Origin of the sequence: [Pantoea] beijingensis, from assembly GCF_022647505.1 — a bacterium.
GTDB classification, from domain to species: domain Bacteria; phylum Pseudomonadota; class Gammaproteobacteria; order Enterobacterales; family Enterobacteriaceae; genus Erwinia; species Erwinia beijingensis.
Map to the genome: position 1 here is coordinate 3,318,401 of NZ_CP071409.1, position 26,669 is coordinate 3,345,069.

Below are 26,669 nucleotides of genomic sequence, written 5' to 3' on the forward strand. Positions count from 1 at the left end.
CTGGCGACAACACGATTTTATAGCTCATCCAAAATAGTCAGGGCATCCGCCAGCTTCTTCACGCCGAAGACCTGCATATTTTCCGGTGGTTTTTTGGGGACATTTGCTGCAGGAACAATCGCGCGGCGAAAACCATGCTTCGCGGCTTCCGAGATACGCTCTTGTCCACTGGGCACCGGACGAATCTCTCCGGCCAGCCCGACTTCGCCAAAAACCACCAAATCCTGCGGCAGCGGACGATCGCGCAGGCTGGATACCATAGAGAGCATCAGAGCCAAATCGGCACTGGTTTCCGTGACTTTAACGCCGCCAACCACATTGACGAAAACGTCCTGATCGGCCATTTGTAATCCACCATGTCGGTGCAACACCGCCAGCAGAATCGCCAGACGGTTTTGCTCCAGGCCTACGGCGACGCGGCGCGGGTTACCCATCATGGAATGATCAACCAGCGCCTGGATCTCGACCAACAGCGGGCGCGTGCCTTCCCACAGCACCATGACCGAACTACCGGACGTCACTTCATCACCGCGAGACAGGAAGATCGCCGAAGGGTTGCTGACTTCACGCAGACCTTGTTCGGTCATGGCAAATACGCCCAGTTCATTAACCGCGCCAAAGCGATTTTTATGGCTACGCAGCGTACGATAACGTGAGTCAGCATCACCATCCAGTAACACTGAACAGTCGATGCAGTGCTCCAGAACTTTTGGTCCAGCCAGCGAACCGTCTTTAGTGACGTGCCCCACCATCACGATCGCTACATCACGGGTTTTAGCAAAACGCGTCAAATACGCCGCTGTTTCACGCACCTGGGCGACGCTGCCAGGCGATGACTGGATATCGGCCATATGCATCACCTGGATAGAATCAATGACCATCAGCCGGGGCTGTTCCTGTTCGGCGATCAGGCAGATCTGCTCAATGCTGGTTTCTGACAGCATATTGAGATTTTCCGTCGGCAATCCCAAACGATGTGCACGCATCGCCACCTGCTGCAAAGACTCTTCGCCAGTGACATAGAGTGTTTTCATGCTCTGCGACAATTTGCACAGCGTTTGCAATAGCAGCGTACTTTTGCCTGCGCCAGGGTTGCCGCCAATCAGGATGGCACTGCCAGGCACAACTCCTCCGCCCAATACCCGATCGAACTCTTTAAAGCCGGTGGAAAAACGCGGCAGCGCTTCGAGACTGATCTCAGAGAGTTTTTGCACACGACTGGTGCCCGCGCTACCGGCATAGCCCGAAAGTCTTTCATTGCGCGCCGCCGCGGGTGATGCGGCAAGTCGCACTTCTGTAATGGTATTCCAGGCGTGGCAGGCGCTACATTGCCCCTGCCAGCGCGGATAATCTGCGCCACATTCGTTACACACAAACGCGCGTTTTACCGCCTTTGCCAAATTTTATCCTTAGTTCAACGCTCTTCGTGAATCAGACTGCCACTGAGAATACAGAACACGCCCATCAAATCCGCATGGCGAATGGTCACTTCCGTTTTTTCATTGACTTTAGGCTTGGCGTGATAGGCGATACCCAGCGCCGCAGCGTGGATCATCGGCAAATCATTAGCACCATCGCCAATCGCTACAGTTTGCTCCGCAGCAATTTCATATTTTTTCGCCAGAGCCAGCAGCGTCTGCGCTTTGAACTGTGCATCAACAATCTGCCCTACGACTTCTCCCGTCAGTTTACCGTCACAGATCGCTAATTCGTTCGCCACGGCTGCCGAAAGATGAAGCTTGTCGCGCAGATGCTCAGCAAACCAGGTAAAACCGCCTGAAGCAATCGCCACATGCCAGCCCAGCGCCTGCAATTTTTGCACCAGCGTGGTTAAGCCCGGCATTAGCGGCAATCCATCGCGCACCTGCTGGAGTATATTGGCATCGGCACCTTTAAGCGTTGCCACTCGCTGACGCAGGCTGGCCGCAAAATCCAGTTCGCCCCGCATGGCACGCTCAGTCACTTCGGCAACCTGCTCGCCGCACCCTGCCAGCCTGGCGATTTCATCAATACATTCTATCTGAATAGCGGTGGAATCCATGTCCATGACCAGCAAACCGGGTGTTTTCAGATGCGGTATCTTACCCAGCGGTGCAACATCCAGCTCATTATCATGTGCCAGCTTAGTCGCACGTGCGGTTAACGAGCCCGCCAGGCGAATCACCTGGTAGTCATCCACGCACCAGGCGCTGACGATGACCATTGCCGCGCCTAACTGATGCTGATAGTGCGTCAGGCGATCTTTATCGAGCTGTCGCCCGTAGAGCAGCCAGCCGGTTCGACCGGCACGATAGTCCAGCGGCATAACTTCGTCGCCACTGAGAGAAAGAGGTAAACCCGGCCAGAGAGAGACATCGGAAGGCAGGTCGCACCAGGTCAAACGATTTGGCATTACGGCTCCTGATAAAAGGATATTTAAACCACGACAAAACCACGCAAGAGGCTACCCTGTCTGGCGCGCTTCTGGCAACATAAAGTGTCGAAAACAGGCGCGGGCCTGTTCACAAAATTCAAAGGTTAGAGATGGCCAAAGCCAAACTAAAGTTTCATTTGCACCGTACGGTGATCGTGCTGATCTGCCTGACACTGCTGGTCGTCCTGATGCAGGGTGCATCCTGGTTCAGCCTGGGCCATCAGATAGCACGATCGGAGCAGGTCGATGAACTGGCACGAACGCTAACCCGCCAGGTGGCTTTTTCCCTGACGCCGCTAATGGAAAACGGCGACGATAACCGCCAAAAAATCACCACGATCCTACAACAGCTTACCGATCATAGCCGCATTCTGGACGCAGCAGTGTATAACGAGGACGGTACGCTACTGGCGCACAGCGGTGAAGGGATTAGCGTGCGCGATCGCCTGGCGCTGGACGGTAAACGCGCCGGCAGCTATTTCAATCACCAAATTGTGCAATCGCTTGACAGCATCGACGGGCCGTTGGGATTCGTTCGCATCACCCTGGATACTCACGTATTGGTAACAGAGGCCCGACAGGTAGACAATACTACCAATATTCTGCGGCTAATGATGCTGTTGTCGCTGGCCATTGGCATTATCCTGACGCGAACGCTGCTACGTAATCGTCGTACCCGATGGCAACAGTCCCCTTTTCTGCTTACCGCCAGCAAACAGCTTAAAGAGGATGACGAGATCGCAGCAGATAACCCCGCGCCTGCGGACGACAAATCGTAATCAGCCCATCCGCTGAATCAGCGACGCCAGCCAGACAAGTTGTGCAGCGCGCGTGTTCATCGTTCCATCAGTGAACAGCTTACGTGGTGCGCGCATTCACGTCTCTATCTCCGCCCGAGGAAACCCGGTAGACACATATCATTGAGGAACCGGGCCCTCCCGATAGGCTTACCCTCCTCTGTCTGTACTCAGCATCACACAGTGGCCCGGTGACCAGACAGCAGATATTTTTCCCGCCTTATGAGCACGCACTTCAGCATCAATCTGCCAACGTGGAAATTCGCTTTTACCGTAAAGCGGCCTTCGTTGCGCGCGCAAATTTCCGCATACTGGCCGCACAGGCAGAAAGCATTGTCTGACCGGCATTTAGCTGTGCTTTCAGGCGTGGCAGGCGTGGCAGGCGTGGCAGGCGTGGCAGGCGTGGCAGGCGTCCAATGGGCCTTGCAGCAACAATGGCGTCAACTCGCTCATATGAATAGATTCTTGAATAGCTAAAAAGGAGGGATTATCCGACGGAACAAAAAGAAACGGGCGGCTTAACCGCCCGGAAACATTAAGACTGAAACGGTACGAAAGGATAATTTACGCGTTATCGCCTAATAACACCGACTCCAGTGCAATCTTAATCATATCGTTGAACGTTGTCTGGCGTTCAGCGGCAGTCGTCTGCTCATGGGTACGGATATGGTCAGAAACGGTACAGATAGTCAGCGCTTTAGCACCAAATTCTGCTGCTACCCCGTAGATCCCCGCGGCTTCCATCTCAACACCCAGAATACCGTACTTCTCCATCACGTCGAACATCTGCGGGTCTGGCGTGTAGAAAAGGTCAGCGGAGAAAATATTGCCCACTCGAGCGTCAACACCTAACGCTTTCGCTGCATCGACAGCGTGACGCACCATCTCAAAATCCGCGATCGCCGCAAAATCGTTATCTTTAAAACGCAGGCGATTCACTTTGGAATCGGTGCAGGCACCCATGCCAATTACCACATCACGCAGCTTCACATCCTCACGCACCGCACCGCAGGAGCCCACGCGGATAATTTTTTTCACGCCAAACTCAGTGATCAGCTCTTTTGCGTAGATGGAACAGGACGGGATACCCATACCGTGGCCCATGACGGAGATCTTACGGCCCTTATAAGTACCGGTATAGCCCAACATGCCGCGCACATTATTCACTTCAACTGCGTCTTCCAGGAAGGTTTCCGCAATGTGCTTTGCGCGCAGCGGATCGCCCGGCATCAGTACAACATCAGCGAAATCACCCATTTCAGCGTTAATATGAGGCGTTGCCATCTTGTTTCCTTTATTCATCAAGTGCTAAAGCCGACGCACTGCGCCGGCTATAAGAAAGTGGTCATTCGCTGTCATCACAGCATGTTTTTGCCATAATCCATATCGGAAAGGCCAAAATATTTCGCAACAGTTTGGCCGATATCGGCAAATGTATCGCGATATCCCAGGGAGCCGGGTTTTACGCCAGGGCCATAGATCAGGACCGGGATATGTTCACGCGTATGGTCGGTTCCCTGCCAGGTTGGATCACAGCCGTGATCTGCGGTGAGGATCAGAATATCGCCCTCTTTGACCTGCGCCATGAGTTCAGGCAGGCGACGGTCAAACAGTTCCAGCCCACCGGCATAGCCCGCCACATCACGACGATGGCCCCATGCGGAGTCAAAATCGACGAAGTTAGTAAACACAATCGAATTATCCGGCGCTGATGCCATCTCTTTAATTGAGGCATCAAACAGTGCGTCCAGACCCGTCGCCTTCACTTTTTTCGTGATGCCAACCTGTGCATAGATATCAGCGATTTTCCCAACGGAAATCACGTCGCCATTCTGCTCGTCCACCAGCTTTTTCAGAACCGTCGGTGAAGGTGGTTCTACGGCCAGGTCATGGCGGTTACCGGTACGTTCAAAGCTACCCGCTTTATCGCCGACAAATGGGCGAGCGATCACGCGGCCAATGTTGTAGCCCCCTTCGGTCAGCTCTTCACGCGCGATTTCACACAGCTCATAGAGGCGATCGAGGCCATAGGTTTCCTCGTGGCAGGCAATCTGGAATACAGAATCTGCTGAGGTATAGAAAATCGGCTTGCCGGTTTTCATATGCTCTTCGCCCAGCGCATCCAGAATCACGGTGCCAGATGAGTGACAGTTACCGAGGTAACCCGGCAGGCCAGCGCGTTCAACCAGTTTGTCGAGCAGTTCCTGTGGGAAGCTGTTCTCTTTGTCACTAAAATAGCCCCAGTCGAACAGCACCGGCACCCCGGCAATTTCCCAGTGTCCTGACGGCGTATCTTTACCGGATGACAATTCGCTGGCATAAGCGTAGGCACCAATAATCTCGGCGTTTTTATCCAATCCCGGAGGAAATGTTCCGGTAGACTCTTCCGCAGCCTTACCCAGTCCAAGCGCGCTCAAATTTGGTAAATGCAGTGGCCCTTTACGCCCTTTATCTGCCTCCCCCTTAAAGCACGCTTCAGCGATATGACCGAGCGTATCCGACCCTTTATCACCGAATTTATCGGCGTCTTTGCTGGCTCCAATTCCGAAGGAATCGAGCACCATGATAAATGCACGTTTCATCCTGCTCTCCTGCGTAGTCACGCGGTTAGGATTTCCCTGTGTTCCTGAAGCTTACGCATTGGCTGAAACTTCAATTACGTCGGGTAAAAAATAGCGATCTGAGTAGTATGACGCTTATTGGGTAATTCTGCGATAGATAACTGGTGTTGTTTGTGCGGCAATGTCGCTAACAGTGATCGCCGATTTCACAGCATTCGCCGCTTCCTGCCAACCCGTCTCACTGGCCGCATGGATCACAGCCAGCGGGCGTTCGCTATCCAGATACTCGCCCAGCGGGGCAACTTCACTGAGGCCCACGCTGTAATCAATGTTATCCATTGCACGGCGGCGTCCACCGCCCATAGAAACCACAGCCATGCCCAACGCCCGCGTATCCATCGCGCTAACGATACCCGGCTTATCGGCGTATATCGCCTTGCTTAGCATTGGCGCGGGAAGATAGCGGTCGACCTTTTCGATAAAATCAACGGGCCCTTTCTGCGCCGCAACCATACGGCCAAAAATTTCGGCGGCTTTACCGTTATCCAATACGGCCTGTAGCTTTTCACGTGCTTCCACATCGTTTTGCGCCAGGCCACCTGAAATCAGCATTTCAGCAGAGAGCGCTAAAGTGACCTCCAGCAGGCGTGGGTTACGGTATTCCCCGGTCAGAAAGCGGACAGCCTCGCGCACTTCAAGCGCATTGCCAGCGCTGGAAGCCAGCACCTGGTTCATATCCGTAAGTAATGCCGTGGTTTTACAACCCGCCCCGTTTGCTACTCCCACAATCGACTGCGCCAGCAGTTCGGACTGTTCAAAGGTTGGCATAAAGGCTCCGGAGCCGACTTTGACATCCATCACCAATGCATCCAGCCCTTCAGCCAGTTTTTTAGCGAGGATCGAAGCGGTAATCAGCGGGATCGAATCAACGGTGGCGGTAATATCGCGCGTGGCATAAAAACGCTTATCGGCCGGTGCCAGAGAGTTCGTTTGCCCAATAATGGCGACACCGATCTCTTTGATCATACGACGGAACGCATCGTTATCGGGAAAAATATCGAAGCCGGGAATGGATTCTAATTTATCGAGGGTCCCTCCCGTATGCCCCAAGCCACGGCCCGAAATCATCGGCACATAACCGCCGCAGGCCGCTACCATCGGCCCCAGCATTAACGATGTCACATCGCCTACGCCACCGGTGGAATGTTTATCAACAACGGGCCCGTTAAGATTGAGCGTTTGCCAGCTCAGCACTGAACCTGAATCGCGCATCGCCATGGTCAATGCCACACGTTCTGGTAGCGACATGTCGTGAAAATAGATGGTCATTGCCAACGCGGCAATTTGGCCTTCTGAAACACTATTGTCGCGTACGCCATTAATAAAGAAGCGGATTTCATCTTCATTCAGCGTCAGACCATCACGTTTCTTACGAATAATTTCTTGTGGCAAAAACAAGGTAACCCCCTGTTTACAGTGGAAATACGACTGTGCAATCGCTGGCAAGTTCGATCAGGTTGCAGCTTATCAGTACTGGCTGTCGCTGGTCGCACCATGATAACCCGCTGCGCTCAGCAGACTGGCGAGCAGGCTTGATGCGCCAAAGCGAAAATGACGAGCATCCGCCCAGTCGCTACCAAGTATATCGTCTGCCAATTTCAGGTAGATCGCCGCATCTTCAGCAGTGCGTACGCCGCCTGCAGGTTTAAAGCCAACATTGGCCTTCACGCCCTTGTCACGAATAACGCGCATCATGATCTCAGCAACTTCCGGCGTAGCGTTTACCGACACTTTACCCGTGGAGGTTTTGATAAAATCAGCGCCCGCATCAATAGCGATCTCAGAAGCCTGACGAATCAACTCAGCCTTTTGCAGCTCGCCAGTTTCAATAATCACTTTTAGCAGGACATTGGCTTCGGCACAGGCCGCTTTACACGCCTTAACCAGCACAAAGCCAGTCTGCGTATCGCCAGCAATAAGGGTGCGGTAAGGAAACACGACATCGACCTCATCCGCGCCATAGGCGATCGCCGCACGGGTTTCGGCCACGGCAATATCAATATCATCGTTGCCGTGAGGAAAATTGGTCACTGTCGCAATACGGATGTCCGGCGTGCCCTGCTCTGCTAACGTCTTACGAGCAATGGGGATGAAACGCGGGTAAATACAGATAGCGGCCGTACTCCCGGCGGGCGATTTGGCCTGATGACAGAGCGCAATCACTTTCTCCGCAGTGTCATCATCATTAAGCGTGGTCAGGTCCATCAGTTTTAGCGCACGCAGCGCCGCAGCGGTTACATCAGTCATAATGCTCTCCAGTAAACAGATTCAGCAAGTCCCGACACTCGGATACTTGCCATGAGGTCTTGGTTCCATGAAGAGGGTTAAAATCCATTTCACTGCGATAAGCGGCAGAGGCCCGCATTGATGTTAAGATTCTAACAGGCGGCATGCGATTATTAATGTGCTTAGAATCACATTTAAATAAGATAGCGCCACCTTCATATCAATATATATGTGACACATGTCACGTATATAAGCCATATCCTCTTCAGGTTATCGCGCGGACGTCAATTTCTCGCACAACCCTTGAATGTTATTATTTTAACACTTATGAGTAAAAATGACAGCAATAAAGGGTAGTACAGAAGGGAACACGTGGAATTCCGCAGGCTGATGGAGAAAAATACATTCCAAATGTTATAAATCAAACATTGCTTGTGAGTTTTTTCGCAAGGCTTCGGCAATGATTTCCGGTGCTTCCTGGCGTAATTCACACAGAGCTTGCCAGATTTGCTTAACACGTTCAGGACGATTGGGCTGTCCCTGAAATCCGTTTAATGGCATATCGGGCGCATCGGTTTCCAGCAGCAATGATGCCAGGGGTAAACGCGCAATCGTTTCGCGTGTTTTGCTGGCCCGGGGGTAAGTAATCGTACCGCCAACACCAATTGCATAGCCGGCTTTAACAAAAGCCTGCGCTTGCTGGAGGCTTCCGGCAAAGCCATGAACAACACCACCACGTGGCACGCGGATACGGCGAAGATGCATCACTAATTTGTCATGGGTACGACGTGAATGAAGGATCACCGGCAGTTGATAATCACGCGCCAGCATTAACTGAGCGTCCAGTAATGTCTGTTGTTTTGTGAAAAGCGGGTTTTCCATATAAAGATCAAGCCCGATTTCGCCAATTGCGACCAGCTTTCCCGTCCTCTGTTTCAGATGTTGCTCTAGCGTGGCCAGATCGGATTCCTGGTGAGTAGCAATCATGATCGGATGCAAGCCCAGCGCGGCATAAAGCGGTGGATAGTTATCCGCCAGCGACAGTACCGTATGGAAACGCGCAGCTTCCGTGGCCGGAACAATAATTTTCTCCACGCCAGCGTCGGCGGCCTGTTGAAGGCTTTCGCATTCTTGCCCCCGAAAAGGGGGAAAATCAAAGTGACAGTGCGTATCAATAAAATTCATGCCAAAGAATCCGTATCATAATCTGCATCATTTCCCGCGACGGGTTCATCCGGCTGAAGGGGGTCATTTGCGGCCCTATCGGGGGGCGTCATCACGGGATGGCGCTCGACCGCCGCACCATCATCCAGCCATTGACCGAGCGTCGCCAGAAAGTAGCGCCCACAACGGCGTCCCAAATGGTAATCATGATTTAGTGAAACCACGCGACTACCAAGGGCGCTGCTGGCCAACGGCTTCGGTGGGAAAATCTCAAGAATACGTAACTTGCCTGGCGGCTGTTCAATAAATTGCTGGATCTGGTGGTAACTTTTTTCATGCAACTGCAGCACGTTAACCATCGGCTGTAGTGAACTGTCACTCAGCCAGCGCTCCATACGTTTCAGCCATTGAGGCGTGTAATACATCTGTGAAGGCACTGTGCGAATGACCACAATAGTGTCCGCACCGCGCCGCGCCGCTTCACGTACCGGTATCGCATCTGTAATGCCGCCATCAAGATAGCTAATGCCGTTAAGTTCTACACCGGGTCGATAAAAACCGGGGATCGCGCTGGAGGCTTTAATAATATTCAGCCAGTTCTCTGCCGTGGGAGCGAAATAACCCGGTGAATAATCATCGCTACGGCAGGCGCACATATAGAACTCTTTACCGGCAAGAAAGTGTTTTTCTGCCATCGTCATCGCCAGTGGAAGCTCTTTTGATGTGATATCGACCAACCAGTCGAGATCGATCAAATGACCTCCACGAACAAAACGCAGGGGATCAAAGAAGAGTTTGTTGGTGGTGTAGCGAGTAATAACCCGTCGCGCATAGCCTGCCTGCCCACAAATAAAAGCCGAAAGATTTTGCGCCCCGGCAGAAGTGCCGAGCAAAAGCTGAAAAGGATTAAAATTGGCACGTTGAAATTCGTCCAGCACCCCTGCGGTAAAAATCCCACGCTGGCCGCCACCTTCGCAGACCAATGCAATTTTACCCGGTTTAAAAGGGGTTAACGCTAAAGGCTCAATATTGCCCAACGTGACAGGAATACGTGTGCCCAACGGCAAGATCCTCAGTATGATTATTTTCTGAGGATACATGCTCGGGCTCTCCTCCGTAAGCCTTAATCAGGCTACGGGAAGAGAGCCCGCACGAATAACTTACTAGGGTCGTTTACGACCGGTAAACAAGCTCACCAGGAACAAGATGATACCGACTACGAAAACGATTTTTGCAGCCCATGCTGCTGTACCGGCAAGACCACCAAACCCTAACGCAGCTGCAATCAACGCGACAATCAGAAAGATAATACCCCAACGAAACATAAGCCTCTCCTTACCCATAGTAAAAATCGAACTGCTTGTGTCATCCAATTCGGGGTAAATCCCCACGAATTTTCTCTTTATTTTCGAACGTGTACTCCGCAGGCAGGTTCGCTATCACTACTGCCTGCGACGTTGTTGTTAAGGTTTAACCATCAGGTCATTCTTAACACTTTTTACTCCGTCAATCGCTTTCGCGATACTTTCCGCGCGGGCAGACTGTGCATCCGTTTTGACTTCGCCGGAAAGTTGAACAACGCCATCCGTGGTTTCTACTTTCACATTACGTGACGGAACAATGTCATCAGCTAATAGTTTAGCTTTAATTTCGCTGGTCGTTGCAGTATCGCCGGCATAACCAGCCATGGATTGTTTTTTGCTGTCTTTAACATGTAGTTTGTCACTGACGGATTTAACGCCTTCTATTTTTTCCGCAAGCGCAACGGCTTTTTCCGCCTGGTCCTGTGACGTCACAAAACCGCTCAGCGTTACCACACTTTCGTGGGTTTCTACTGATATATCGGTACTGGTAATCGCATCATCGTCAACTAGCGCGGCTTTCACCTTCGCCGTAACAGAACTGTCGCCCATATACCCGTCGACTTTTTTCATAGAACTATCGATTTTAGAACCCGTACTGCTGGCGGTGGCTTCTGCTTTTTGCGTCATGCTTTCTGCCAACACGGAACCGCTCATCAAAGCACTCCCCACCATTACAGCCATCAGTGTTTTTGAAATCTTAGTGTTATTCATCGATATATTCCTTCTATCTATTGATGCGCCCACAACGGTGAGCTTTGTCTTACAGCCAGCCCGGGGCGTTTTATTCGCCTGGCAGGAACGGTAAACGAAGCATTCCAGCAACAACATAGCCAGAAGAGGTTCATGAAACCGACGCCTTGCGGCAAATATCGCGGTATATCCCCTTAATAATTGAAGTCGCACCAGGCGCTAGCGCGTCAATCCTGATACCACGTCAAATACACCGAATAAGGCAGCTGTTTAATCGGATGATGGGTGAAATCACCACATGAATGAGCACCCGACACGATCAAGCATAGTCAGGAATTATGTTTTTGCTGATATTTCTGGTTTAAAAACAGGCAAAAGCGCTAAGAAAGCGTTTTTTTAAGAGGAGTCTGTATCAGAATGGGTAAAAGAAAGACAAAAGGGGCGTCTGCCGCCCCTTTGCTATCTCATCACACTTTAAACTGCTTGTTTTTGCGGCGAGCGACGATGATTAATGCTCACGCGTTTTGCGGAATACCACATCAGGATAGCGTTCCTGAGTAATATTGAGGTTCACCATGGTTGGCGCGATGTATGTCAGATTATCACCGCCATCCAGGGCAAGATTCACCTCATTTTTTCGTTGAAATTCATCGAATTTCTTCGCATCAGCACACTCGACCCAGCGGGCGGTAGAAACGTTGATAGCTTCGTAGATTGCCTCAACGTTGTATTCGCTCTTCAGACGCGCTACCACTACATCAAACTGCAGCACCCCCACCGCACCCACGATCAAATCGTTATTATGTACCGGACGGAATACCTGCACGGCCCCCTCTTCCGACAACTGCACCAGCCCCTTCAGCAGCTGTTTCTGTTTCAGCGGATCGCGCAGGCGAATGCGGCGAAACAGTTCCGGCGCGAAGTTCGGAATACCCGTGAACTTCATATTTTCGCCCTGCGTAAAAGTGTCACCGATCTGAATTGTGCCGTGGTTATGCAAACCGATGATATCACCCGGGAAAGCTTCTTCAACGTGCGAACGGTCACCCGCCATAAAGGTTAGCGCATCTGAAATCACCACATCTTTGCCGATACGGACCTGGCGCAGCTTCATGCCTTTTTCATATTTTCCTGACACGACGCGCATAAATGCTACGCGGTCACGGTGTTTCGGATCCATATTGGCCTGAATTTTAAATACGAAACCGCTAAATTTCTCGTCTGCGGCAATCACGGTTCGGGCATCGGTCTGGCGCGGCATCGGCGATGGTGCCCATTCCACCAGTCCATCAAGCATATGGTCTACGCCGAAGTTACCCAACGCGGTACCAAAGAAAACCGGCGTCAACCGCCCCGCGAGAAAGGCCTCTTTTTCAAACTCATGTGATGCACCTTGCACCAGCTCTAGCTCTTCACGCAGTTGCACTGCCAGATCATCGCCAATGGCCTGGTCGAGATCCGGGTTATTAAGCCCTTTAACAATGCGAACTTCCTGGATGGTATGTCCTTTCCCCGTCTGGTAAAGATAGGTTTCATCTTTATACAGATGGTAGACCCCCTTAAACAGCTTGCCGCAGCCAATCGGCCAGGTGATTGGTGCGCAGGCGATTTTCAGCTCGCTCTCCACCTCATCCAGCACTTCCATTGGATCACGAATATCACGGTCAAGTTTATTCATAAACGTCAGGATCGGCGTATCGCGCAGGCGAGTGACCTCCATCAGTTTACGGGTACGATCCTCAACGCCCTTCGCGGCGTCGATCACCATCAAGCAACAGTCAACTGCGGTCAGCGTACGATAGGTATCTTCCGAGAAGTCTTCATGTCCCGGTGTATCCAGCAGGTTGACCAGGCATTCCCGATAAGGGAACTGCATAACCGAGGTGGTAATCGAGATACCACGTTGTTTTTCCATCTCCATCCAGTCGGATTTTGCATGCTGACTGGAGCCACGGCCTTTCACCGTACCGGCGGTCTGAATCGCCTGTCCGAACAGCAGAACTTTTTCGGTGATGGTCGTTTTACCGGCATCCGGGTGAGAAATAATGGCAAAAGTGCGGCGACGCGCCACTTCTTGCATAAAAGGTGCATTAGACATTGGGAATCTTCTGGTTTGGTGCTGCGATGCCGGGCCGTAAACGGTGCAAATCACAGGCAATTAGTCTTAATGGGCGGCATTTTCGCCGATCTGCGACGGTTTAACAATGTTAAATCCCCCCTTATTGTAACCATCAGACATTGAGGAAGCCGTATCCGCCATTACCAGTCGAACGGGTGATGGCGCTAGCTCACGGGATGTTGTACCTGACAAGGCTTGATGCAGCGCCCATATCGCCGCCCAGATAAAATGTCTGTGTCATATCTTTAGTGATTTACCCATCATGCCGGCGGAAAGTCTGCGTACTATTAACAATCCCAATATTTACAGCGCGATAAAAAATCGTTTATTCCCTGCCATTATTAAGAAGCAATGACAGAATCAGTAACAACGCTTCGAAAAGTGTGTGGTAAGCCCGGGTAGAACGAGAGAAAGATAATACAAACCTCAGATTTACCGGGCCGGTTAACCCCGCCATCCCCCCTGTCTGCTCATCAGGAGCGGCTGTAGTACTCTGAAACGCTTTAATATTTGGCAGTTATAGAAAATAAATATAAAAAAATAGCGGCTCACTCTATTCTTGGCGTAATTTATTATTTTTGAATCCACGAGAGGAAGCACAATGACCATTTCAGCTCGTAATCAGTTAACCGGTATCATCAACAACGTTACGGACGGCGCGGTTAATGACGAAATAGAATTAACGCTAAGTGGTGGAGGCAAGTTGGTTGCTGTCGTCACGCGCACCAGTAAAGAAGCTCTTGGACTGGTCCATGGCAAAGAGGCTATTGCCCTCATTAAGGCTCCGTGGGTCATACTGGCAAGCGAAGACTGTGGTTATAAGTTCTCCGCCCGCAATCAGTTTCCAGGCACGGTTAAAACGATTCTGGAAGGCGCAGTTAATACCACCGTACATGTTCAAACCGATGCGGGTTTTTCGCTAACCGCAGTGGTAACAAATGAAGCCGCTGAGGAGATGGCCCTTAAAGCAGGGAGTCGTCTGCTGGCGCTGGTGAAAGCCTCTTCCGTAATGATCGCGGTTAAAGGTTAAAAAGTAATACCGGTTTTTACTTGTTCGGCAAACGACGTTTTCATTGCCAATGAGATGCTAAAACACCCATTGTCGGGTTAATCCAAGAGAGTATTGATGATGAAAAAACTGATTATGTCGGGTCTTCTTGCGGCCTGCTACTCCTCCTTCGCCCTGGCAGATACTACAGCGGCCGATATCCCGGCATTCAAAACCTTTCAACTGGATAAGCTTCAGATTACGGCACTCCATGATAAGGAAAACTATATTCCTAATGATGCCAAAGTGTTTGGCGTGGACGTGGGAGAAAAGGCGGTAGCAGATGTCTTATCGCGTGCTGGCGCACCGACAGATCGCATTAGGCTCAGCATTGATGGTTTGCTGATAAAAGACGGTCAGAAAAACGTTCTGATCGATACCGGGCTGGGTCCTGCCGCTCAAGGCCAACTGGTTCCAAACCTGGAAAAAGCGGGCTACCGACCTGAGCAGATAACGGATGTACTGATCACCCACGTTCACATCGACCATATTAGCGGGCTGGTGACGGCAGATGGCAAGCAAGCCTTTACCAAAGCCACGGTGCGAATCTCCGCTCCGGATTGGGCGTGGCTTCAGACACAGCCCGAAATGGCTACGTTGGTGAAAATTATTCAGCCACAGGTTAAAACCTTCACACCAGGCGACCAAATGCTGCCAGGCATCAAATCGGTTCCCCTGCAGGGCCACACTCCAGGCCATGTTGGCTACCAGATTACTTCTGGCAAAGCGCGCCTGTTAGATATTGGTGATTCAGCGCATAGCTCCATCATTTCCCTTGTGAAACCAGAATGGGCGATTGATTATGATACCGATCGCGCTAAGGGAATGGCTAGCCGTAAAGCGCTGCTGGCAAAACTGGCAGCGGACCATGAGCTAATTTTTTCCCCTCATTTCCCTTTCCCGGGTGTGGGCTATATTGTGGCTAAAGGCGACCATTACGCTTTCCAGGCTGCAGAGTAATCGTACCTCCCGCCTTCCTTCCCAGGAAGGCGGCATGTCCTGGTCGTGCTGTAGAGCAAATGGACAGCATCTTCCCCATACATCGTTGACACAGCACGAAACGGGGTTTGGCTTTCAAACGTGTGCCTTCGTGTGCCTTTTCAGGACTAAAACGCCTCAGGCGCGCTGACGACACCAGCGATTGTTGCTGCATTCAATTATGCCTTTCGCATTATTTCCCGGCGGGTAACGAAAAGCTAAGCAGAAATAAGAGCCCGCAGTTGGTGCAAGCTTTTTACCTGCCAGGTGGGTGTAATACCTTCTGGCGCAGGACGCTCATCGACGTTGAGCCAGCAGGTAGCGATCCCCGCATTTATCCCACCAAGGATATCCGAATCAGGGTTATCCCCGATCATCATCACGCGATCACGCGAGGGGTGTCCCATACGTTCCAGCGCATAATCAAAAATAGCGGGATGAGGTTTTGCATACCCCACCTGCTCTGAGATCACCAGTAAATCAAAATAGCCAAGAAACCCGGTACGCTCCAGTCGGGCGTGCTGTAATGCGGTAAAACCATTGGTGATGATCCCTATTTTGACCTGGCCTTTAAGCATTTCAAGCAGCTCAAGCGCGCCATCCAGTGGCTGGCAGACGTGTGCCATCGCCTCCAAAAAACCACGGTTTAACGTCGCGGGCTCCACGTTTAATTTTTCGCCCCAACGCGCAAAACGTTGAAGCTGCAGCTGTAGTGCCGTGATGGCGCCATTCTGGTAATCTACCCATAATGGTTTATTCAGCGCCTGATAATCATCGAAATCTTCAGCCGTAAACTGCACGTCATAACTCAGAAAAAGGCGCTGCAAGCCGGCAAAAGCATCAAAATGAAAGAGCGTGTCGTCAGCGTCAAATAAGATCCAGTCCCAATTTTTCAACATTTACTCAAATCCTTAGATACCCAAAACGACTTTATAGTGTTAGCGCCATAATAATCGCATCCTCACGCCCGGAAACGGTCGGATAATAATTACGTCGTAGCGAGACTTCATTGAAATCCAGCGCCTCATAAAGCGCAATCGCCCCGGTATTGGAGGCGCGGACCTCCAGCCATAAGGTGACAATACCGCGTTGCAATAAGACATCAATAAGATGCTGCAGAAGTTCACGTCCTAAGCCACGACGTTGAAAAACAGGATCGACCGCAATATTAAACAGGGTGGCTTCATCAAGCACTATCTGCGTAATAGCAAACGCCGCCATGACACCATCAACATCAAGTCGGAAGTTGAGATAACGTTCCCCCTGATTGCTGGCAAACGTTTTTTCCGTCCAGGGAAAAGCATGGCTGCGCTGCTCAATCGCAAATGCACAATTAAGATCGTTCGATGTGAGTAAAGAAATCTGATTCATATTCACAAATCTGCTGCCAGAGTGCACGTTTGGCATCGGCATTATGGTAAAGCTCATCAAGAGCAGGGGACGACAATTGAACGCCTTTTATGGCAATCGTCTCATCAACGCCAAGCAGCCAGCTGGCGCATTGACGCTCTTCCGGCAGCATCGCAAGCCTGTCCGGCGTCAGGATCACCACCTCATGTGGCGCAAGCGTCAGCGAACGCAATACATCGCTCACCAGCGGGTCTTCGGTAGAAGGGGGAACTGACGCCACAATCAGCAGTCGCGTGTCAGTAGGCAAAGCGAGCGCAATTTCTCCCTGCAGAGCACGCGGGCGCCGCAGCGTATACTGCGTAATCCCCATTTGCTGTAGTAACCAGTCGCGTCTGGAAGACATTCTTTTCCCTTGTTGCGGATGCGGATGGAGCCGTGAGAACAGCGATTGAGCATGTGCAGATGCGCTAGCCTCTGACGCTGCAGACGAAAGGAGTTCCACCGTGTGCGCCGCCATGCTAGCAAAAACCACCAAAATCCGCCAATAACCCCTTCACCACTCAAGCGAATATCTCAACGAAATGCACTCCTGCTGCATCTCTAATTGCTTTGGGTATATACTCCTCGCTCTGATTTGTAAGGAGCCATCCGATGTCCGCTTTTACCCCGGCCAGTGAAGTGATTCTGCGCCACAGTGATGAATTTATTGAACGCCGCGTGTTATTCGCTGGTGACCTGCAGGACGACCTGCCCGCTCAACTGGAGACCGCGCTCAGTAAGGCTCATACCCAGCAATATCATCACTGGCAGATCCTCAGCCGGACGATGGGTGAACATGCATATTATGGATTGGTCACGACCGCAGCAATGGCTGCAGAATGTGACACCTTAATTTACTACTGGCCAAAAAATAAACCAGAAGCCCTGTTCCAGTTACAAAACCTGCTTTCATTATTACCGATTGGCAGCGATGTTTTTGTCGTGGGCGAAAACCGCAGTGGTGTGCGTAGCGCTGAACAGATGATTGATGAATGGGCTACCCTCACTAAAATCGATAGTGCGCGTCGCTGCGGTTTCTATCATGGCCGTCTGGATAAACAGCCTGAGTTTAACGCCGAAGATTTCTGGGATGAATATGCCGTAGATGGACTTACCATCAAAACATTACCGGGCGTGTTTAGCCGCGACGGCCTGGATGTTGGTACCGGGCTGCTGCTCTCTACCCTGAATCCACATATGAAAGGGAAAGTACTGGATGTTGGCTGTGGTGCAGGCGTACTTTCCGCGCTGCTCGCTACGCGATCCCCCAAGGTGCGCCTGTGGCTCACTGATGTGAATGCGGCGGCGATTGAAGCCAGTAAAGCGACGCTGGCGGCAAACCAACTGGAAGGCGAGGTCTTTGCCAGTAACGTCTATTCCGACGTGACTAACCGCTTCGATATGATTATCTCTAATCCACCGTTCCATGACGGAGTACAAACCAGTCTTGATGCCGCGCAAACACTGATCCGTGGCGCAGCGAAGCATCTGAATATCGGGGGAGAACTGCGCATCGTCGCAAACGCGTTCCTGCCCTATCCTAACGTGCTGGATGAAACCTTTGGCAGCCATGAAGTGCTGCTACAAAACGGTCGTTTTAAAGTGTACCGCGCAATAATGGGACGCGGCGCCAAAGCCAAACGTTAACCGCACGCGCGGTGCCCGATCGGTGCCGCGCAACATGCTGATTCTGTGTATCAACTACCGGACCGCGCTTTTTCGTGCAATCATCCGGCGACAGCGAAATTTCTATTGACGTCCCGAGGAAAACCTCTAGAATGCGCCTCCGTGGTTGCAATACTGTAAAGTATTGCCGGTACGCGAAGGTGGCGGAATTGGTAGACGCGCTAGCTTCAGGTGTTAGTGTCTTAACGGACGTGAGGGTTCAAGTCCCTCTCTTCGCACCAACAACCACGATATTCATATTGCCTTACATCTGAGCGAAGGTGGCGGAATTGGTAGACGCGCTAGCTTCAGGTGTTAGTGTCTTAACGGACGTGAGGGTTCAAGTCCCTCTCTTCGCACCAAATGGGGTGATATGAATTTTACAACGACGATGCGAAGGTGGCGGAATTGGTAGACGCGCTAGCTTCAGGTGTTAGTGTCTTAACGGACGTGAGGGTTCAAGTCCCTCTCTTCGCACCAGGTTGTAAACCCACTTCTTTTTCCTGATCTCTCACCGCCAGCTAATGCGCGGTAAAATGTAATGAAGCCGCCACTAATCCTCCTGCGACTGCAATGCATGATGGCAGTAATAAGTAATGGCGTAATCGCTTGTGGTACAACATACCAATGGTTGCCAGCAGCGCGACCGCTATTAATACTCGCCACTGTAAAAAAGTTAACTCCAGCGACACTATCAGCGGTATCAAAGCACAGGGCAGCAACACGCCCCAGGCACTATCCAGCTGTTTGATCGTCATACTGCTTCTCCATTTTCATACGCCGTAATCCCCCCTGATACCTGCAAGATCACGACCATTGAATGATAATGATTACCAATATCATATGATAATTTTTATCATTTTGCAGCTGAATTGTTGAAACTCTGTGCAGAGAGATGACAGACCAGTACGAAAGTGATAGATTGCAAACGATCGTTATTTAAACTAAAAAAATATGTCCCCTTCAATTCGGGCGGATTCGAGCAGCCTCAATATGGCCGAGTAAGAGATAAACCTGCTTACTCGTCTGAACCACACTCGCGCTGGCCATGGCATCAACTTACAGCGCCAGATGATTGAGGCTATTGAACACGGGCAGCACCGGTGCTGCCTGAAATAGGGTGAGTATAATAAGCTGAGTTATTCCTGGATGAATAATAAATAGAACATCTTTGAATAGTGCCTTGATATTTCAGGGTAGCCAAGAGTATAAAAAATGAAAGTACAATCTTACGATGAATTGCTTCATAGCAAATATCGGCTATCTCTAATGCTTTTTCTTTTTTTAAACACGGCAATTTCACTTTTTTTCCTGTTTGGCCCGTCGCACAATGCCGTCATGAAGATCACGCCGCCCGGATTGTTAATCCCCGGTCTAAGCCTGGCATTATTACTTTGGGCCTTTTTAAAGTCGCGCAGCAAATTGCCACTATTAAATGCCGCAGCCTTTATTATTGGCATATTGTGGGCCTGGCATATTTCACTCAAGTATTCATTAATGTTTTATTTCGACGGCAGCTATCTGCTGGTAAGCTTGATCAGTATCTTTTTTGTCAGCTCCATCGCATTGGGCGATCATCTGCTGGCATTCTGTCTGCATAGCGTTCCCCCTGCCATCACCATCCTGGTGCTGGATCAGGGCCACAACCTGCTGATGCTGCTGTTTACCATCGCACTCCCGCTACTGGGGTTCACACTGCATCATCTGATGCAACGCCGTAGCGATGGTTTTATCCGCCGTCTGATGAGCCAGTTGAATGAAGAGAAAGAAACCTTCAGCGATCTCAGTATGCTTGATCCTCTTACCGGATTATATAATCGCCGCGGCTTGAAAAATCGATTAGCAAACGTGCTAAAAAATCATTCAGGAAGCCACTTTGTTCTGTTGTTGGATATCGATCACTTTAAGGCATATAACGATAATTACGGCCATGCAATGGGCGATCGCGCGCTAGCCCGGGTGTCGGTAGCCATTCGCAACGCCGTACGCTCACGCGATATCGTAACCCGTTATGGTGGCGAGGAATTTTTAGTGCTATTGACGAATGTGAACGCTCCAATGGCGATGAAACTGGCTGAGCGAATCCGTCAGTATGTAATCGGTCTGGCCATCCCCCACCGCTTTAATGAACAGGTTTCGCCCCATGTAACGATCAGTGCCGGTATTGCGCCTTTATTTGAAAATGATTTTGACCAGGCCTTAGCCAAGGCCGATCGCGCGCTTTATCTGGCCAAAAGTCAGGGTAGAAACGCGATTATTTGCTATGAGGCTATCGCCGAACCCAACAGTCCACAATCTGTCGATATGATTTGACATAAATTAAACCGTTAACCAGGCTTATCGACTATTATTACTTAAAGTAGATTAGTCTGTTAATAGTTTCATCCGGCTAAATAAAACGAGGATTTTTTCCTGAAAATGCAGACGCGCTATTGGCTTCAGCATCCCATATTTATTCTAAACCGGAATTTATTTTCGCATATTAAGGTGATAAATAATGATGAGCAATGCTGATTGAGGGTCCCTCCACTACTTTTTTCTGCCATTTCCTGCTCGTCATTTTCAGAAAATACTCAGCATAATGTTTATTGAGGATTAATAGCACACCGTTAAATCATTTTGAGCAGAATAGTTTTTATTCTTCAGCCTGCTTAATCTCTTCTCCTGAAAATGAGTCGCGTCACGTTGCCTCCTCGTCTGGCCTTGCCTGTCACGCCTGACTTCGATACTATCAAGAATGATTATCATTTAACTTTTAAACGTCACACAGGATGCTCGATGGCAATCATTACGCGTCAGGTTCATGAGTACGGCGCATATCCGCTAATCTTTCTGCATAGCGATCGCTCACTTGGCGCCGCATTGCATACGCTGTTTAGACAACACCGTGCTTATTTTCTTGATGCCATCAAACTGGGTGAAGAGGCGCCTGCCCGGTGTATGACTCTTGATTACTGGTCCAGGCGCAAAACATTCCTGCAGCTCAGCACGCGCTATGCCGATGATATTTATCGCCAGCATCAGAACCTCCCCCGTGAAGCGAAACCGCTACACTCGCTATGGGCTCAGTGGTATTTCGGTTTGGTTGTGCCGCCAATGATGATGGCCCTGCTGTTTGAAACGCGGTCGATTGACTGTTCCCCACAGCATTTTCACGTTGAATTTCACGACAGCGGGCGTCCGGCGATTTTCTGGCTTAACGTGCGAGAGGATAAAGGTGCCCGTTATCTCAATGCACACCAGCGTATTGACCGCATGATTCAACGTCATCTGATTCCAGTGACGCAGGCCATTGAGCAACAAGGTGAGATCAACGCCCGACTCATTTGGAACAATATCGGTTATCTGATGCACTGGTTCCTGGGAGAATTGGAACCTCTGTTGGCTGAAGATACGCGTATAATGCTGGAACACGCACTTTTTTTTAGCCGGGAACGCCCTGATGGCTGCGATAACCCTCTTTATCGCAGCGTCATACCGCGCGGGGGTGATATGCAACGTCGCTGCTGCTGCCAGCGTTATCGTCTGCCGGGTATACAGCGCTGCGGTGATTGCACGCTGAAGCCAGTGTAGCGCGACAGCCCTTCCCTTCGACTTTTCTGCGGTTTCTCCGTTTACAGATTACGGACATTATGGCAGTTTTATCAGCCTCAAATGGTCTGGAGAAAAGCATGAGCCTGGAGTCTGTACGGCAATTTTTTGCCGATCGCGCCCCTGAGATTGAAATTATTGAGCTGGCGGAAAGTACAGCAACGGTTGTTCTGGCTGCACGTGCACATCACGTTGAACCAGGACAAATCGCCAAAACACTCTCCCTGAAAGTCAAAGAACAGGTAGTTTTAGTTGTCACGCGTGGCGATGCACGGCTTGATAATCGAAAGCTAAAAGAGACGTTGGGCGCAAAAGCCAGAATGCTCACTACCGACGAAGTCGTAAACTGGACAGGTCACCCCGTGGGAGGCGTCTGCCCATTTGGGCTTGAAAATCCGTTACAGGTATTTTGTGATATCTCGCTGAAAAGCTTCGATGAGGTACTGCCTGCCGCTGGAGCAATCCACAGCGCGGTCCGTATTTCACCGCAATACATGGCAGAATTAACCAACGCGCAGTGGGTTGATGTCTGTCTGCCCGCCTGATCTCACATCATTACACTAAGCAAGAGGAAAGGCGGGCTGACAGCGCGCCAGATAAGAGGTCCGGCGAAGCCAGGTAGTAGAATATCAATCGCTTAGCTATTGGACAGCGCAACGGCTTTGCGCAAATCGCCAATCTGCGAATGCGTAGACATCGGGCTAACCAGCGCATAATTATAGTGATTATCACTCCAGTATTGCGCGATCAACTCATCGGCCTGACGTTGACCATGTGGCAGTTTGAGCGGGCGTATTGGACGTATATACCAGGCTACCCGTAGCCCCTGCGGATTCTGATACATCACTAATGCGGATGGCCCCTGTTCAGTTGCCATGAGGCGGGCTCCCAACTGTTTGAAACCAAACTGTTCAAGATTTGGCGGGACATTACCGTTGATAAAATAGCGGCTCATCCACTGGCCTACCACCTGTTGTTGGCTGGCAGAGATATCTAAGCTGGCCAGCGCCGTTCCCCCAAAAAGCTTATAGGCCTGTACCGCATCTTCCATCGGCAAACGTTGTGCGGAAAGCTGGGAATCTTTCAGTTGCCAACCTGAATATCCGCCGACTCCCAGCGTCATTATCAGCGCGAAAGCGCCAGCCAATTTCCATTGCCGCTGCTGCCGTACGCGTCGGCGCAACTGCTGCGGCACCGATTGCGCCATGCTAAATCGCTGAAGGGGCATGGCCTGACGCAGTAACTGCGCGTCGCGCCGCCATCCCTCCACCTCTTCGGCTCGTTGCGGATGGGCTACGAGATAATCTTCAATGCGCCGGGATAACGTCGCATCCGCTTCACCATCCAGCCATGCATGTAGATCCTGCTCATTAGGCGGTAGGCTCATTTCAATCTCCTCAGAGGCTTGGGTGGCGCATTCCCTTCCATCTTTTCATGCAGTTGCTTACGCGCGCGGGACAGGCGGGACATCACCGTGCCAACAGGAATATCCAGCGCTTCTGCTGCCTCCTGATAACTGAGTCCCTCAACGCTAATCAGCAATAACAAGGCACGATAATCGGTAGGTAACGTGGCGAATTGCGCCAACGTATCATCAACAATGGCGAGCGTTTCGGCTGACGCGCTGACGCCCTCCTCGCCGGTGAAAAAGGTCAACAGCTTTTGATAACGCTTGCGCCGCCGCTCACCATCAATAAACAGCCGGTACAGGATCGCAAATAGCCACGCACGCAGACTCTGCTGCTCATTACGCTGATGCTGACGCATCAGCGCTTTTGTCAGACAAGACTGAACCAGATCCTCTGCACTGTGCGGGTTACGCGTCAGCCACAGTGCAAAACGCTGCAGATGTGGTGTTACTTCACGGATCTCACTATCGGTCATCACGTTGTGGTACCTAACGTTTACGCGTGCCGGCCATGCTGCTGAACACACCGTCCCGCAGTAGCAGCGCATGGAAAAGCGCAGCGGCTAAGTGGAGTAACACGGCAATAAATAGCGCCAACGCAACAACACTGTGAAGCGAACGCAGTACGGCGTACCAATCATTATTCACCGGGACGATTGGCGGTAACAGCAGGGTAGAGCCCAGCGTAATCGGATAGCCTGCCGCAGAAAGCATTGCCCAGCCGATCAACGGCTGAGCAATCATCAGTCCATATAGCACCCCGTGTGAAAGATGCGCCAGCGCCTGCTGCCAGCCAGATAACGAAGCGGGTAAGGCGGGGGTAACATAGCGAAAGCGTAGCCACAAACGAATCATAACCAGCAGCAAAATCATGATTCCCAGAGGCTTATGGATCATTACCAGCATGCTATGCAGTGATGACACCGTTGAAACCATCGCCACACCAATAAACAACATTGCCAGAATCGCGACGGCCATCAGCCAGTGAATAACGCGCAGCGCCGGATGGAAATGCGTAACCTTTTTCATGAACGATTTCCCTGATGAGCCGCTTCTTCATGCGTGCGGAGATTATAGGATTTAGCATACGCGGCTGAACGTGCATTCAGTAATGGATCGTCTGATGCCGCAATACCATTCGGCAAAATCAGCGGATCATAATTGATGTTATTGCAAGGGCCATCCATTTGATCAACAGCAGAGTTGATCACCAGCGTACCGGCATTCAGCGTCTGACGATCGACTGGCCACGCCTTAGATGCATCGTTACTCACATCACCAGGCTGTGCCAGCGTGACGATCAGATCCCATTTCAAAGGACCTTGCGTCAAACGCTGTTTCAGATCCTGCTGCAGAAAGTTTTTATTTTCCTTATCTGCCGCCCCGATTGGCTGCCAGGATGTTTGCGGTACCATGCTCCAGCGCACCAAATGGCTATTTCCGGATTTATCGATAAAACGAAATGCATTCAGGCTGTTAAATCGATCGCTGGCCCAGCTTGATGATGGCGTGCGTTGTTTTACCCATGCCATAAACGCTTTCACTTCGGGATGGGCGGCAATAAATGCCTGCATCTTCGCTGGATTCGGTTTTCCGGTTGCAGGATCAGGCAAAGAAGCGCTCTGCTGATCGTAAAAACCGGCTACCGTCGCCACCGGGAAAAAAGGAAGCGCATTCATCCCCGTGCGCCATTCTTCACCTCCCGCCATATGGAAAGATAGCGCCATACTGCGCACTGGCACCGCGAAATCTGCCGCATTCGGATTGCCACCAGCGATAGCAAGACGACCAATAACCGGCGTACTACCTGCCGCAAACAGTGTTGCCTGCGACAGATCACTGGCGCGACCGTTAGATTCAAAACTGCCAATCACACACAGGCCTTTAGCATGATTTCGCCGGTAGCCAGGATGATCGCCTCCTGCCTGCTGCAGCACATTGACCAACTTGTCAGCAGAGAGTTGCTGTGGCGTCAGCCAACCTCCAGCCCAAAGTAAAAGCAGTACCAGCAGCAGCGGGATAGCACCGATCACCGTTAGCCGTAGCAAACGTTGTCCGGCAGATAAAGCGTTGGATTGACTCATGGTTATTGCTCGTCTCACACTCAATGAGCCTATAAGACGTACGCGCTTTCACTTTATTCCCGTGACGCAATATTATTTTTTCATCCTTGTTTTTATCGGCACACCAGCCCGACAATCAGCAGGGTGAATGCGCAAGGATGTTTTCCAGCATCGTCAGTAGCTGCACGTTATTCACCGATTGCAAAATATGCACCATACCGCCGACTGGCTGCTCAATACCCACATCGACCCGCAGTGGCTGACGATAACGCCAGGATTTGCCGCGCGTTGCACCCGCGCGTAACTCAATATCGGCGTAATAATCCGCCGCCGTTGCAACATGCTGGTTTAGCAACCAGGCAACCACCAGCGCATCATGGATCCAGCAACCGGATAAATGCCGACTTCTCATGGAGTAATCGATCCATGGACGGAAGGTTTCGGTCACAAAACGCGCCAGAGGCTTATTAATTCGCGCAATACGATCGAGATCCTGATGCGTCATAAGCGTCTGCGTCGTGACATCCATCGGCACCAGCGTAATATTGGCACCGCTATTCAATACCTGATGCGCCGCCTCAGGATCAAGACCGAAGTTAGTATCTTTGATGTAATCATCCAGCGCGAATACGCCTCCCATAATGGCAATTTCCGCTACCGATTCCGCCATCTGCGGGTAGCGCTGCATCGCCAGCGCTACATTGGTCAGCGGCCCGATCGCCACCAGCGTCATTTCGCCGGGGTTGTCACAAATCAACTGCCCCATCGCATCCACCGCACCCTGTTCAGGCGGCTCCGTTGACTGCGGTTGACGCACTCCCTGCCATAAATGCGACAGCGCCAGATCGTCCACACGTTTATCAAGCGCCTGCCGCCATGGGCCCGCGGGCTCACAAAGCGCCTGAGTTTCTCCCTGCCGGACCGGAATAGTTAATCCCAACCGCGCCAGCAGATCTTTCACTACACGGTATCCCACCTCACTCGGCGTGTTTCCTGCCACGGTGGTGATCAGTTCAAGAGCGATGTCAGGAGAGGCAATCGCCAACGCGAGTGCCAGACCATCATCGACGTTCGCCCCAGCAATACCATTCCCCGGATCACAATCAATAATTAATCGTTTCATTTTTTTCTTA

Annotated in this window: 27 protein-coding genes and 3 tRNA genes; 10 read left to right on the top strand and 20 right to left on the bottom strand. The window is 51.1% G+C overall.

The features are described from left to right. Window positions 1–17 precede the first annotated feature (17 nt). The gene (gene radA / locus J1C60_RS14995) at window positions 18–1,400 is read right to left on the bottom strand and encodes a DNA repair protein RadA (protein WP_128178982.1); all 1,383 of its coding nucleotides are present in this window, start codon (window positions 1,398–1,400) and stop codon (window positions 18–20) included. 14 nt (window positions 1,401–1,414) lie between these two features. Further along, the gene (serB, locus tag J1C60_RS15000) at window positions 1,415–2,392 is read right to left on the bottom strand and encodes a phosphoserine phosphatase (RefSeq protein ID WP_128178983.1); all 978 of its coding nucleotides are present in this window, start codon (window positions 2,390–2,392) and stop codon (window positions 1,415–1,417) included. Between the two features lie 131 nt (window positions 2,393–2,523). Between serB and J1C60_RS15005 the strand changes: the two genes are divergently transcribed. Next, window positions 2,524–3,192, top strand: a complete 669-nt coding sequence (locus tag J1C60_RS15005; RefSeq protein WP_128178984.1) for a YtjB family periplasmic protein — start codon at window positions 2,524–2,526, stop codon at window positions 3,190–3,192. Window positions 3,193–3,774: 582 nt separating this feature from the next. On the opposite strand, the gene deoD is transcribed toward J1C60_RS15005, so the two are convergent. The 9 genes from deoD to prfC form a co-directional block, all read right to left on the bottom strand. After that, window positions 3,775–4,494, bottom strand: coding sequence for a purine-nucleoside phosphorylase (gene deoD / locus J1C60_RS15010; RefSeq protein WP_128178985.1), 720 nt, complete (start codon window positions 4,492–4,494; stop codon window positions 3,775–3,777). A 74-nt stretch (window positions 4,495–4,568) separates the two neighbouring features. Next, complete coding sequence (deoB, locus tag J1C60_RS15015; RefSeq protein ID WP_128178986.1) at window positions 4,569–5,792, bottom strand: phosphopentomutase; 1,224 nt, start codon at window positions 5,790–5,792, stop codon at window positions 4,569–4,571. A 114-nt stretch (window positions 5,793–5,906) separates the two neighbouring features. Further along, entirely contained in the window at window positions 5,907–7,229 is a 1,323-nt protein-coding gene (deoA, locus tag J1C60_RS15020; protein ID WP_128178987.1) for a thymidine phosphorylase, read from the bottom strand. A 69-nt stretch (window positions 7,230–7,298) separates the two neighbouring features. Then, window positions 7,299–8,078, bottom strand: a complete 780-nt coding sequence (gene deoC, locus J1C60_RS15025) for a deoxyribose-phosphate aldolase (protein ID WP_128178988.1) — start codon at window positions 8,076–8,078, stop codon at window positions 7,299–7,301. Between the two features lie 393 nt (window positions 8,079–8,471). Next, window positions 8,472–9,242, bottom strand: coding sequence for a TatD family hydrolase (locus J1C60_RS15030; RefSeq protein WP_128178989.1), 771 nt, complete (start codon window positions 9,240–9,242; stop codon window positions 8,472–8,474). Continuing rightward, complete coding sequence (locus J1C60_RS15035; protein WP_128178990.1) at window positions 9,239–10,282, bottom strand: patatin-like phospholipase family protein; 1,044 nt, start codon at window positions 10,280–10,282, stop codon at window positions 9,239–9,241. Before J1C60_RS15035 ends, J1C60_RS15030 begins: the two co-directional genes overlap by 4 nt. A gap of 102 nt (window positions 10,283–10,384) precedes the next feature. Next, the gene (locus tag J1C60_RS15040) at window positions 10,385–10,546 is read right to left on the bottom strand and encodes a DUF1328 domain-containing protein (RefSeq protein WP_017800599.1); all 162 of its coding nucleotides are present in this window, start codon (window positions 10,544–10,546) and stop codon (window positions 10,385–10,387) included. Window positions 10,547–10,684: 138 nt separating this feature from the next. After that, window positions 10,685–11,296: a molecular chaperone OsmY gene (osmY, locus tag J1C60_RS15045; protein ID WP_128178991.1), complete on the bottom strand. Its 612-nt coding sequence runs from the start codon at window positions 11,294–11,296 to the stop codon at window positions 10,685–10,687. A gap of 487 nt (window positions 11,297–11,783) precedes the next feature. Further along, the gene (gene prfC / locus J1C60_RS15050; RefSeq protein ID WP_128178992.1) at window positions 11,784–13,373 is read right to left on the bottom strand and encodes a peptide chain release factor 3; all 1,590 of its coding nucleotides are present in this window, start codon (window positions 13,371–13,373) and stop codon (window positions 11,784–11,786) included. 622 nt (window positions 13,374–13,995) lie between these two features. Here prfC and J1C60_RS15055 point away from each other — a divergent pair. Together J1C60_RS15055 and J1C60_RS15060 are read left to right on the top strand one after the other, a co-directional pair. After that, window positions 13,996–14,424, top strand: a complete 429-nt coding sequence (locus J1C60_RS15055; RefSeq protein ID WP_128178993.1) for a TOBE domain-containing protein — start codon at window positions 13,996–13,998, stop codon at window positions 14,422–14,424. A gap of 96 nt (window positions 14,425–14,520) precedes the next feature. Further along, entirely contained in the window at window positions 14,521–15,402 is an 882-nt protein-coding gene (locus J1C60_RS15060) for an MBL fold metallo-hydrolase (RefSeq protein ID WP_206612522.1), read from the top strand. Window positions 15,403–15,638: 236 nt separating this feature from the next. On the opposite strand, the gene yjjG is transcribed toward J1C60_RS15060, so the two are convergent. From yjjG to J1C60_RS15075, 3 genes are read right to left on the bottom strand one after another with little or no spacing between them, the layout of a single operon-like run. Next, window positions 15,639–16,319: a pyrimidine 5'-nucleotidase gene (gene yjjG, locus J1C60_RS15065; protein ID WP_128178994.1), complete on the bottom strand. Its 681-nt coding sequence runs from the start codon at window positions 16,317–16,319 to the stop codon at window positions 15,639–15,641. A gap of 31 nt (window positions 16,320–16,350) precedes the next feature. Then, window positions 16,351–16,791 (bottom strand): ribosomal protein S18-alanine N-acetyltransferase, encoded by a 441-nt coding sequence (rimI, locus tag J1C60_RS15070; protein ID WP_128178995.1) that lies wholly within the window; start codon window positions 16,789–16,791, stop codon window positions 16,351–16,353. Next, window positions 16,754–17,173, bottom strand: coding sequence for a DNA polymerase III subunit psi (locus J1C60_RS15075; protein ID WP_128178996.1), 420 nt, complete (start codon window positions 17,171–17,173; stop codon window positions 16,754–16,756). Before J1C60_RS15075 ends, rimI begins: the two co-directional genes overlap by 38 nt. Window positions 17,174–17,421: 248 nt before the next feature. Between J1C60_RS15075 and rsmC the strand changes: the two genes are divergently transcribed. From rsmC to J1C60_RS15095, 4 genes are all read left to right on the top strand, one after another. Then, window positions 17,422–18,456 (top strand): 16S rRNA (guanine(1207)-N(2))-methyltransferase RsmC, encoded by a 1,035-nt coding sequence (gene rsmC / locus J1C60_RS15080; RefSeq protein ID WP_128178997.1) that lies wholly within the window; start codon window positions 17,422–17,424, stop codon window positions 18,454–18,456. A gap of 173 nt (window positions 18,457–18,629) precedes the next feature. Continuing rightward, window positions 18,630–18,716, top strand: a tRNA-Leu gene (locus J1C60_RS15085). Window positions 18,717–18,749: 33 nt separating this feature from the next. Then, window positions 18,750–18,836 (top strand) — tRNA-Leu (locus tag J1C60_RS15090). A 31-nt stretch (window positions 18,837–18,867) separates the two neighbouring features. Then, window positions 18,868–18,954, top strand: a tRNA-Leu gene (locus J1C60_RS15095). Between the two features lie 41 nt (window positions 18,955–18,995). Here the strand turns inward: J1C60_RS15095 and J1C60_RS15100 are convergent. After that, window positions 18,996–19,232, bottom strand: a complete 237-nt coding sequence (locus tag J1C60_RS15100; protein ID WP_128178998.1) for a DUF1435 domain-containing protein — start codon at window positions 19,230–19,232, stop codon at window positions 18,996–18,998. A 457-nt stretch (window positions 19,233–19,689) separates the two neighbouring features. Between J1C60_RS15100 and J1C60_RS15105 the strand changes: the two genes are divergently transcribed. The 3 genes from J1C60_RS15105 (at window position 19,690) to J1C60_RS15115 (ending at window position 22,610) form a co-directional block, all read left to right on the top strand. Further along, window positions 19,690–20,787 (top strand): GGDEF domain-containing protein, encoded by a 1,098-nt coding sequence (locus tag J1C60_RS15105; protein ID WP_128178999.1) that lies wholly within the window; start codon window positions 19,690–19,692, stop codon window positions 20,785–20,787. 465 nt (window positions 20,788–21,252) lie between these two features. Then, the gene (gene fhuF / locus J1C60_RS15110; RefSeq protein ID WP_128179000.1) at window positions 21,253–22,047 is read left to right on the top strand and encodes a siderophore-iron reductase FhuF; all 795 of its coding nucleotides are present in this window, start codon (window positions 21,253–21,255) and stop codon (window positions 22,045–22,047) included. 98 nt (window positions 22,048–22,145) lie between these two features. Then, window positions 22,146–22,610, top strand: coding sequence for a YbaK/EbsC family protein (locus tag J1C60_RS15115; protein ID WP_128179001.1), 465 nt, complete (start codon window positions 22,146–22,148; stop codon window positions 22,608–22,610). Between the two features lie 92 nt (window positions 22,611–22,702). Here J1C60_RS15115 and J1C60_RS15120 read toward each other — a convergent pair whose 3' ends face one another. The 5 genes from J1C60_RS15120 to J1C60_RS15140 form a co-directional block, all read right to left on the bottom strand. Next, a complete protein-coding gene (locus tag J1C60_RS15120) occupies window positions 22,703–23,452 on the bottom strand; it encodes an anti-sigma factor family protein (RefSeq protein WP_128179002.1) in 750 nt (249 codons plus the stop codon). Beyond that, window positions 23,449–23,949 carry an RNA polymerase sigma factor gene (locus J1C60_RS15125; protein ID WP_128179148.1) on the bottom strand — a complete coding sequence of 167 codons (501 nt, stop codon included), beginning with the start codon at window positions 23,947–23,949 and terminating at the stop codon, window positions 23,449–23,451. The genes J1C60_RS15120 and J1C60_RS15125 overlap by 4 nt, the downstream gene beginning before the upstream one ends. Window positions 23,950–23,962: 13 nt before the next feature. Then, window positions 23,963–24,502, bottom strand: a complete 540-nt coding sequence (locus J1C60_RS15130; RefSeq protein ID WP_128179003.1) for a cytochrome b — start codon at window positions 24,500–24,502, stop codon at window positions 23,963–23,965. Further along, entirely contained in the window at window positions 24,499–25,557 is a 1,059-nt protein-coding gene (locus J1C60_RS15135) for a catalase family peroxidase (protein ID WP_128179004.1), read from the bottom strand. The genes J1C60_RS15130 and J1C60_RS15135 overlap by 4 nt, the downstream gene beginning before the upstream one ends. A 115-nt stretch (window positions 25,558–25,672) precedes the next feature. Then, a complete protein-coding gene (locus J1C60_RS15140; RefSeq protein ID WP_128179005.1) occupies window positions 25,673–26,659 on the bottom strand; it encodes a nucleoside hydrolase in 987 nt (328 codons plus the stop codon). Window positions 26,660–26,669: the final 10 nt, after the last annotated feature.

Excerpts from the sequence above, each read along its gene's own strand:
- fhuF (WP_128179000.1), top strand. The coding sequence starts at position 21,253 with ATGGCAATCATTACGCGTCAGGTTCATGAGTACGGCGCATATCCGCTA.
- J1C60_RS15135 (WP_128179004.1), bottom strand. The coding sequence starts at position 25,557 with ATGAGTCAATCCAACGCTTTATCTGCCGGACAACGTTTGCTACGGCTA.
- J1C60_RS15005 (WP_128178984.1), top strand. The coding sequence starts at position 2,524 with ATGGCCAAAGCCAAACTAAAGTTTCATTTGCACCGTACGGTGATCGTG.
- J1C60_RS15120 (WP_128179002.1), bottom strand. The coding sequence starts at position 23,452 with ATGAGCCTACCGCCTAATGAGCAGGATCTACATGCATGGCTGGATGGT.
- rsmC (WP_128178997.1), top strand. The coding sequence starts at position 17,422 with ATGTCCGCTTTTACCCCGGCCAGTGAAGTGATTCTGCGCCACAGTGAT.
- J1C60_RS15125 (WP_128179148.1), bottom strand. The coding sequence starts at position 23,949 with ATGACCGATAGTGAGATCCGTGAAGTAACACCACATCTGCAGCGTTTT.
- J1C60_RS15100 (WP_128178998.1), bottom strand. The coding sequence starts at position 19,232 with ATGACGATCAAACAGCTGGATAGTGCCTGGGGCGTGTTGCTGCCCTGT.
- deoB (WP_128178986.1), bottom strand. The coding sequence starts at position 5,792 with ATGAAACGTGCATTTATCATGGTGCTCGATTCCTTCGGAATTGGAGCC.
- J1C60_RS15040 (WP_017800599.1), bottom strand. The coding sequence starts at position 10,546 with ATGTTTCGTTGGGGTATTATCTTTCTGATTGTCGCGTTGATTGCAGCT.
- deoD (WP_128178985.1), bottom strand. The coding sequence starts at position 4,494 with ATGGCAACGCCTCATATTAACGCTGAAATGGGTGATTTCGCTGATGTT.
- yjjG (WP_128178994.1), bottom strand. The coding sequence starts at position 16,319 with ATGTTGAAAAATTGGGACTGGATCTTATTTGACGCTGACGACACGCTC.
- rimI (WP_128178995.1), bottom strand. The coding sequence starts at position 16,791 with ATGAATCAGATTTCTTTACTCACATCGAACGATCTTAATTGTGCATTT.
- J1C60_RS15140 (WP_128179005.1), bottom strand. The coding sequence starts at position 26,659 with ATGAAACGATTAATTATTGATTGTGATCCGGGGAATGGTATTGCTGGG.
- J1C60_RS15075 (WP_128178996.1), bottom strand. The coding sequence starts at position 17,173 with ATGTCTTCCAGACGCGACTGGTTACTACAGCAAATGGGGATTACGCAG.
- prfC (WP_128178992.1), bottom strand. The coding sequence starts at position 13,373 with ATGTCTAATGCACCTTTTATGCAAGAAGTGGCGCGTCGCCGCACTTTT.
- J1C60_RS15060 (WP_206612522.1), top strand. The coding sequence starts at position 14,521 with ATGATGAAAAAACTGATTATGTCGGGTCTTCTTGCGGCCTGCTACTCC.
- J1C60_RS15130 (WP_128179003.1), bottom strand. The coding sequence starts at position 24,502 with ATGAAAAAGGTTACGCATTTCCATCCGGCGCTGCGCGTTATTCACTGG.
- deoC (WP_128178988.1), bottom strand. The coding sequence starts at position 8,078 with ATGACTGATGTAACCGCTGCGGCGCTGCGTGCGCTAAAACTGATGGAC.
- J1C60_RS15115 (WP_128179001.1), top strand. The coding sequence starts at position 22,146 with ATGAGCCTGGAGTCTGTACGGCAATTTTTTGCCGATCGCGCCCCTGAG.
- serB (WP_128178983.1), bottom strand. The coding sequence starts at position 2,392 with ATGCCAAATCGTTTGACCTGGTGCGACCTGCCTTCCGATGTCTCTCTC.
- J1C60_RS15105 (WP_128178999.1), top strand. The coding sequence starts at position 19,690 with ATGAAAGTACAATCTTACGATGAATTGCTTCATAGCAAATATCGGCTA.
- osmY (WP_128178991.1), bottom strand. The coding sequence starts at position 11,296 with ATGAATAACACTAAGATTTCAAAAACACTGATGGCTGTAATGGTGGGG.
- J1C60_RS15030 (WP_128178989.1), bottom strand. The coding sequence starts at position 9,242 with ATGAATTTTATTGATACGCACTGTCACTTTGATTTTCCCCCTTTTCGG.
- J1C60_RS15055 (WP_128178993.1), top strand. The coding sequence starts at position 13,996 with ATGACCATTTCAGCTCGTAATCAGTTAACCGGTATCATCAACAACGTT.